5 protein-coding genes are annotated in these 7,652 nt (G+C 74.8%); all 5 read right to left on the reverse strand.

The window, feature by feature from the left end:
• Positions 1 to 614, reverse strand: a 614-nt coding sequence (locus ACFU6K_RS24065) for a CatB-related O-acetyltransferase (protein ID WP_380666229.1), incomplete at its 3' end; no start/stop codon positions are given.
• Between the two features lie 19 nt (positions 615 to 633).
• Complete coding sequence (locus tag ACFU6K_RS24070; RefSeq protein WP_380666231.1) at positions 634 to 2,139, reverse strand: methyltransferase domain-containing protein; 1,506 nt, start codon at positions 2,137 to 2,139, stop codon at positions 634 to 636.
• 93 nt (positions 2,140 to 2,232) lie between these two features.
• A complete protein-coding gene (locus tag ACFU6K_RS24075) occupies positions 2,233 to 3,228 on the reverse strand; it encodes a quinone oxidoreductase family protein (protein WP_380666233.1) in 996 nt (331 codons plus the stop codon).
• Between the two features lie 50 nt (positions 3,229 to 3,278).
• Positions 3,279 to 4,484 (reverse strand): FAD-dependent oxidoreductase, encoded by a 1,206-nt coding sequence (locus ACFU6K_RS24080; protein WP_380666234.1) that lies wholly within the window; start codon positions 4,482 to 4,484, stop codon positions 3,279 to 3,281.
• A 46-nt stretch (positions 4,485 to 4,530) separates the two neighbouring features.
• A partial coding sequence (locus ACFU6K_RS24085; RefSeq protein ID WP_380666236.1) for an SDR family NAD(P)-dependent oxidoreductase occupies positions 4,531 to 7,652 on the reverse strand: 3,122 nt, incomplete at its 5' end.

Genomic DNA, 7,652 nt, shown 5'->3' on the forward strand with positions numbered 1-7,652 from the left:
GCGGGGGAGCCGGTGAAGATGGTGCGGACGTGCTCGGTGACGGCCTCGACCGGCCAGTCCCACCAGGCGATCCGGGCGAGCCGGTCGATGTCCGCGTCCTCGAAGCGCTTCTTGATCAGCTTGCCGGGGTTGCCGCCGACCACGCCGTAGGCCGGCACGTCGGAGGTGACCACGGCCCGGGTGCCGATGATCGCGCCGTCGCCGATTGTCACGCCCGGCATGATCACGGCCTCGCGGCCGATCCACACGTCGTTGCCGATGACGGTGTCGCCGCGGCTGGCGACGCCGGCCAGCGCGTCCACCGTCCGCGCCGTCCAGTCCCCGCCGAACATGAAGAACGGGTAGGTGGTGGAGCCGATCATCGGGTGGTTGGCGGCCGGCATGATGAACTGGGTGCCGGTGCCGATGGCGCAGTACTTGCCGATCACCAGCTTCTCGGGCCCGAAGTTGTAGAGCACGTTCCGGGTCTCGAACGCCGCCGGGTCGTCGATGTCGGCGTAGTAGGTGAATTCCCCCACCTCGATCAGCGGCGAGCTGATCAGGTTCTTCAGGAACACCACCTTGTTGTCCATTCCCGGAAGGTACGTCTGGGAAGGGTCGGGGCTGACGGGCATGGCCTCTCCTCGTGCGGGACTATGCCTTGACGGCGGTGACGAACAGGAAGTTTCCGGGGCCGGACAGGTCGCGCACGGTCATCCCGGCGTCGGCCAGCCAGCCGGTGAGCTGCTCCGGGTCGAAGGAGCCGCGGTGCGCCTGGCGCTCCAGCCGGCGCTGGAACTGTCGGTAGAGCGGGTCGGCGGCCTGACGGAAGGTCATCACCGTGAAGGTGCCGCCGGGGCGCAGGCAGCGGCCGACCTCGCGGATCGCCTGCTCCGGGTCGGGGATCGCCTGCAGCGCGTTCCAGCAGTTCACCCCGCCCAGCGAGGCGTCCTCGAACGGCAGCTCCAGGGCGCTGCCGCGGACGGTGAGGACCCGGTCCAGCTTGGCCCGCAGCTGGGCCAGCATCTCGGCGGAGAGGTCCAGCGCGATCACCCGCTCCTCGCCGAGCGAACGGGCCAGCACCCTGGTCCAGCGGCCGGCGCCGGCCGCCAGGTCGAGCACCGGGCCGTCGACCGGCCGGACGTGCTCGGTGAGGTAGGCGTCCTCGTCGTCGAGCGACACCCAGCCGCCCCAGTTGGCACCCATGATCCGGACGAACCCGGCCCGCAGGCCGCGCTCGTACCGGCCGGCCAGCAGCGGGTCGCTCGGGCCGGACGGCTGGTCGTGGAAGTCCAACAGCCCGTCCACCACCGGGAATCCGGCCGCGCAGCCGGTGCAGACGGCGGCCTCGGCGCCGCCGGTCAGCGGCTGCCGGCAGCGCGGGCAGCGGACGGCCCGGGCGTGGCCCCGCAGGACGTCCGCGGCCGGGGACGGCTCGACGGTCCGCTCCTCCTCGGGGGCGGGCACCACGAACGGGGACACCGTGGCGCCGTGCTCGCAGGCCCAGACCGCCTTGGCGCCGGAGTAGGCCAGCAGCGCCCGGGTCTCGGTCGCCCACAGCTCGGCGGTGCGCTCGGCGGGCAGGCCGAGCCACTGGTCGAGCGCGGGGGCGGTGGCCCGCTCCTGCTCGGTCAGGCCCCAGACGGCGGGGGACGGGAAGACCCGGCCGAGGTTCCACCGGGTCGCGGCGTCCGCGGTCTCCCAGGGCTGGAGGCAGCGGGCCAGCCGGGACAGGTCGTCCTGGTCGACCCCGGTGCCGGGGAGGGCGGCGAGGATCCGTGCGCCGTCCTCGGGGAAGTGGCCCAGCAGGAAGAACAGGGCGGCGCCCAGCCCGGCGTCCGTCCCGGCGTCCGACAGCAGCCGGAGGTAGCGGTCCAGACCGGCCCGGACGGCCTCGTGGGCGGGGAAGCCGCCGTCCGGGCCGGCGGCCTCGGCCAGCAGCCCGAGCAGCAGGGCGAGCCTGGCCCGGTGCGCGGGCGGGACGGTGTCCAGCGCGTCCAGCAGAGCCGGAATTCCGGAAAGCGCGTCCGGGCGGAGGGAACCGTCCGTCTGGAATTCCGCGGCGAGCCGGCGGAATACGCCGTCGAGTTCGGCGGGAGTCGAGCCGGTGAATTCGTCGATCGTGGCGCGCGCGACCGAAATCGCGCTCGTGTCACTCATGGTGCGGAGCCTACCCGTCCCGGTCTGCGAGGCAGATCCGAATATGGTGCGAGAAGCGTGTTCTGAGGTGGATTCAGGGGGTGTAGGGGGGTCTTAGGGGATGAGCAGGACGCGGCCGCTGGTGCGGCGCTCCTCGACGGCGGCGTGCGCCTCGGCGGCCTGGCCGAGCGGGAAGCGGGAGTCGATCCGGACGGTCAGCCTCCCCTCGCGCATCCACTGGAAGCACCGCTCCAGGAAGTTCAGCGGCGGCCAGGACTCGTCGAAGAAGTGCGGCAGGCAGAAGCGGGTGACGAACAGCGAGCCCTTGTCGTTCAGCGTCATCAGGTCCAGCGGCGGGACGAACCCGCTCGCCTGGCCGAAGTTGATCAGGTAGCCGCGCGGGGCCAGGCTGTCGAGGTTTGCCTCGAAGGTGTCCTTGCCGACCGCGTCGTAGACCACCCGGACGCCTTCGCCGCCGGTGATCCGCTTGACCTCGGCGGCCACGTCCTCGGCGTTGCCGGAGACGATCACCGCCTCGGCGCCGGCCTCCTTGGCGACGACGGCCTTCTCCTCGGCGGAGACCACGCCGATGACCCGGGCGCCGCGCATCCGGGCGAACTGGGTGATCAGCGTGCCCACCCCGCCGGCCGCCGACTGCACCAGGGCCCAGTCGCCCTCGGCCAGCGGGTACGCCTCGTGGGTCAGCTTGTACGCGAGCAGGCCCTGCACCGGCAGGCCGGCCGCCTCGCCGAGGTCGATGTCGTCCGGCACCGGGATCAACTGCGCGGCGGGGGCGATGACGTGGCTCGCGTACGAGCCGGCCGCCAGGGCCCAGGCGACCCGGTCGCCGACCTTCACGCCGGTCACGTCCGGGCCGAGCGCCTCGACGTAGCCGGAGCCCTGGTAGCCGGGCTCCAGCGGGAGCGCGGCGTCGGCCCGGTAGTAGTCGCGCTTGGCGAGGTCGCCGCGCCGGTTGAGGATGTCGAAGAAGGTGACGGCCGCGGCGTGGGTGCGCAGCAGCACCTGGCCCGGGCCGGGCTCGGGCAGTTCGAGGTCCTCCAGCTCCAGCACCTCGGGGCCGCCGTAGGCGTGCTGACGGATGATCTTCATGACGGGTGTCACTCTCTCTGGGAACGGGTGGCGCGCGGACTGACGGTCCGTCAGCGCGGCTTGGCGTTGAGGTAGTTGCTGAAGGCCTTGATCTGGAAGCGCTGGAACCCGGTGAAGGAGATGCCGTCCTTGGAGCGCTTGAAGAGGCCGGGCACCGACTGGCCCTGCTTCCCGGTCGCCGCGGCGTAGTGGTAGAGCATCTTGACCCGGCGGCGGCGGATCTTCTCGTAGCGGCGCAGCAGTTCGGCGGGGGAGCCCTGGCCGGACAGCGCCCGCCCGATCACCCAGGCGTCCTCCAGTGCCTGGTTGGCGCCCATGCCGGTGCGCGGCGGGACGGCGTGCACCGAGTCGCCGAGCAGCGTCACCGGGCCGCGCCCCCACACCTTGGGGACCTGGTGCAGGATGTGCGGGAAGACCTGGACGTCCTCGTCGCTGATCGACTCCAGCAGCTCGGGCAGCGGGGAGGAGAAGCCGGCGAACCGGGCCCGCAGGTTGGCCACCGCGGACTGCGGCTCGCCGTCGGCGCCGAGCGGGCCGGTGCCGTCGGGGGAGCCGGGTGCGCCGGGCGGGACGGCGTCGCCGTCCGCCCACGGCGTCTCGAAGGCCCAGTAGAGCATGGACTCGCCGAGCGGGTGCATCACGCACAGGCCGTGCTCGCCGGCCATGGTCTGCACCCGGTTGCTGTTGGTCAGCTCCACCGGCAGCGGGGTGGTGCCGTGCCAGGTCGCCCAGCCGGTGTGCTCGGCCGGCGAGAAGCCGAAGAGGTGCTTGCGGACGAAGGAGCGGTGGCCGTCCGCGCCGATCAGCACGTCGGCCTCGATCCGCCGGCCGTCCTCGAAGGTGATCGCGACCGGCCCGTCCGTCCCCGGCGCCGGCTCGTCGATGGCGGTGGCGCGGGCGCCGAACCGCAGCACGCCCGGCGGCAGCGCCGCGGCCAGCACCTCGACCAGCTCGCTGCGGCGGATCACCTTGTTCGGCGAGCCGAAGTCGCGCGCGATCCGGTCGAGGTCGACCTTGACCAGCGGCTGGCCGGTCTCCGAGGTGATGTCCACCCGGTCGAGGCGGTGGCCGAGGTCGGTGTGGTCGATGCCCAGCTGGCTCAGGATGCCCGTGGCGTTCGGCCAGAGGATCACCCCGTAGCCGCCCTTGCGGAGCTCGTCCGCCTGCTCGTAGAGCTCGACCTGGTGGCCGGAGCGGGTGAGCGCCAGGGCGGAGGCGACGCCGCCGAGCCCTGCACCGATGATGACGATCTTCATGAGCTGTCTCCTGAGGAGGTTCGAACGGTGGATCAGCGGCCGGCCGTCAGAGAGGTCTGAGGGCGGGCTCGACGGCGTCGGCCAGCCACGCCAGCACGGTGCGCGCGGTGGTGTCGGAGTGGTCCTCCAGGACCGAGAAGTGGTCGCCGGGGGTGTCCAGGGCGGTGTGCGGGAGCGACCAGACGGCCTGCCAGCCGGCCGACTCCCGGATCTCCTCGGTCCACGGGTCGGCCGCCCGCACCAGCAGGGTCGGTACGGCGATCCGCTCCGGGCGCCAGCCGGCGAAGAGCCGGTGGTACGCGCCCATCGCGGCCAGCCGGGTGTCGTCGGCGAGCGCGAAGGCCGACTCGCGGTCCTTCATCGCGGCGGACATCGACGGCTCCAGCAGCGGCAGTTGGTCGTAGTCCGGGTCGTAGCTGTCGACCAGGGCCAGCCCGGCCGGGCCCGCCCCGAGGCGCTCCAGCCGGGCGGCCACCGCGTGCGCGATCCAGCCGCCGGCCGAGCGGCCGACCAGCACGAACGGCCGGCCGCCGGTGTGCCGGAGCACCGACCCGGCGTGCAGGTCGGCCAGCGCGTCCAGGTCGGCGGGCGGCAGCTCACCGGCCAGGAAGCCCGGCTGGGGCAGCACCAGGACCTCGCGGCGGCCGCGGCAGGCGGCGGCGAACCGGGCGTACTCGTGCGGGCCGGAGACCGGGCCGAAGGACGGCAGGCAGACCAGCACCGGGCCGTCCGGGCTCTGCGCGAGCCGGACCGGCTCGGCGGCCGGGGCCTCCTCGGCGGTCCGGAACGAGGGCCGGCAGCCGGCGGCGGCCTTGAGTAGGTCCAGCGCGGCCATCGAGGAACCCCGCTCGCAGGCCTGCCAGTAGAGCGTCGCCAGCGGGCCGTCCGGCTCGGCGCCGTCCGTGGCACCGGTCGGCTCGGCACCGGTCGACTCGGCGGCGGTCGTGGCGGAGCCGGCCTCGGCGGCCCGCTCGGCGAGGCGCTCGCGCAGGTGGGCGGCGAGCAGCGCCGGGGAGGGCTGGTCGTAGATCAGGCTGGTGGCCAGCCGGAGCCCGGTGGCCGCGCCCAGCTGGTTGCGCAGCGCCAGCGCCGTCAGCGAGTCGAAGCCGAGTTCGAGGAACCGCCGCCCCGGGTCGACCTGTTCGGGCCCCGTGTGGCCGAGCACCCCGGCCGCCGCGCCGCGCACCAGGTCGAGCAGGATCCGCTCCCGCTCCACCTCCCCGGCGTCCGCCAGCCGCCCGGCCAGCCGCTCGGCGGCGGACGGGCCCGCGGTGTCCTCGGGGAGCTCCCCGGCCGGCTCCCGGCGCCGGGCCGGGGCAGCGGCCGCCAGGTCGCGCAGCAGCGCGGGCAGCGGGCCGGGAGCGGCCCTGCGGCGGATGGCGGGCAGGTCCAGGCGGGCGGTCACCAGGGTGGCGTCCCCGGCCGCCAGCGCGGCGTCGAACAGGGCCAGGCCCTCGGCGGAGGAGAGCGGGGCCACCCCGCCGCGGACCATCCGGGACAGCTCGGCCTCGTCCAGCCCGCCGGTCATGCCGCTGGGCTGGGCCCACAGGCCCCAGGCGAGCGACTGCGCGGGCAGGCCCCGGGAGCAGCGGCGCTCGGCGAGCGCGTCGAGGAAGGCGTTGGCCGCGCCGTAGCTGGTCTGGCCCGCGCTGCCGAGGGTGGCGGCGGCGGAGGAGAACAGGACGAAGGCGGCGAGGTCGTGGCCGGCCGTCAGCTCGTGCAGGTGGACGGCGGCGTCGACCTTCGGGCGGAGCACGGTGTCCACCCGGTCGGGGGTGAGCGAGTCCAGGATGCCGTCGTCGAGGACGCCGGCGGTGTGGAGGACGGCGGTGAGGGGGTGGTCGGTGGGGATGTCGGCGAGCAGTGCGGAGAGTTGTTCGCGGTCGGCGGTGTCGCAGGCGGTGACGGTGACGGTGGCGCCGAGGGCGGTGAGTTCGGTGGTGAGGTCGTCCGCGCCGGGGGCGTCGGGGCCGCTGCGGCTGGTGAGCAGCAGGTGGCGGGCGCCGTGTTCGGTGACGAGGTGGCGGGCGAGCAGGGTGCCGAGGGTGCCGGTGCCGCCGGTGATCAGGACCGTCCCGGCCGGGTCGAGCGGACGGGCCGACTCCTCGGGGACGGGCAGCAGGCGGGCCGCGTGCGGAACGCCGTCGCGGATCACCAGCTGGGGCTCGTCGGTGGCCAGGGCGGCGGGGACCGCCGCGGCGGAGGCGGCGGAGTCGTCCAGGTCGAGCAGCGCGAACTGGCCCGGGTACTCCGCCTGGGCGGAGCGGACCAGCCCCCAGACCGGGGCCAGGGCGAGGTCCTCCAGGCCGGGGCCGGCGGCGCGGCGGGTGGCCAGGACGAGGCGGGAGCCGGCCAGCCGGGGTTCGGCGAGCCAGGCGCGGAGCAGGTCGAGGGTCCGGTTGACGGCGGTGCGGACGGCCGTCGGCAGCCCGGCGTCCGGGCCCGCCGCGGCGGGCAGGTGGTAGAGGACGGTGGCGGGGACCGCCTCGGCGGCGGCGAGGGCGGCCAGATCGGCGTACGGGACCAGCCCGTCGGTGGAGCCGGGACCGGCGTTGAGGACGGCGATCGGGCCGTCCGGGCGGCCGGTGCGGGTACCCCCGACGGGCCGCCAGACGGTCCGGAACAGGGCGCCGGCCGAGGCGTCCTCGCGCGGCCCCTCCAGCCAGTAGCGGCTGCGCTGGAAGGGGTAGGTGGGCAGGTCCACCCGGCGGGCCCCGGCGAGGGCGGGGGAGAAGTCGACCGGGACGCCCCGGACGTGCAGCCGGGCGGCGGAGGCCAGGAAGGCGGTCGGGCCGCCGTGGTCGCGGCGGAGGGTGCCGCAGGTGACGGTGGGCGCGGTCGCCTCGTCCAGGGTCTCCTGGAGTCCGGGGGTGAGGACGGGGTGGGGGCTGACCTCGACGAAGGTGCTGAAGCCTTCGGCGAGCAGGGCGCGGACGGCCTCCTCCAGCCGGACGGTCCGGCGGAGGTTGCGGTACCAGTAGGCGGCGTCCATCGTCGTGGTGTCCAGCCAGCGGCTGTCGACGGTGGAGTGGAACGGGGTGTCGGCCGGGCGGGGGGTGACGGGGGCGAGCAGGGTGAGCAGTTCGTCCTGGATGCGCTCGACGTGGGCGGAGTGGGAGGCGTAGTCGACGGGGATGCGGCGGGCGCGGATGCCGTCGGCGGTGAAGC

Origin of the sequence: Kitasatospora sp. NPDC057512, from assembly GCF_042802135.1 — a bacterium.
Lineage (GTDB): Bacteria > Actinomycetota > Actinomycetes > Streptomycetales > Streptomycetaceae > Kitasatospora.

Bases quoted from the DNA above. Each gene is read 5' to 3' on its own strand.
- ACFU6K_RS24070 (WP_380666231.1), bottom strand. From the start codon at position 2,139: ATGAGTGACACGAGCGCGATTTCGGTCGCGCGCGCCACGATCGACGAA.
- ACFU6K_RS24075 (WP_380666233.1), bottom strand. From the start codon at position 3,228: ATGAAGATCATCCGTCAGCACGCCTACGGCGGCCCCGAGGTGCTGGAG.
- ACFU6K_RS24080 (WP_380666234.1), bottom strand. From the start codon at position 4,484: ATGAAGATCGTCATCATCGGTGCAGGGCTCGGCGGCGTCGCCTCCGCC.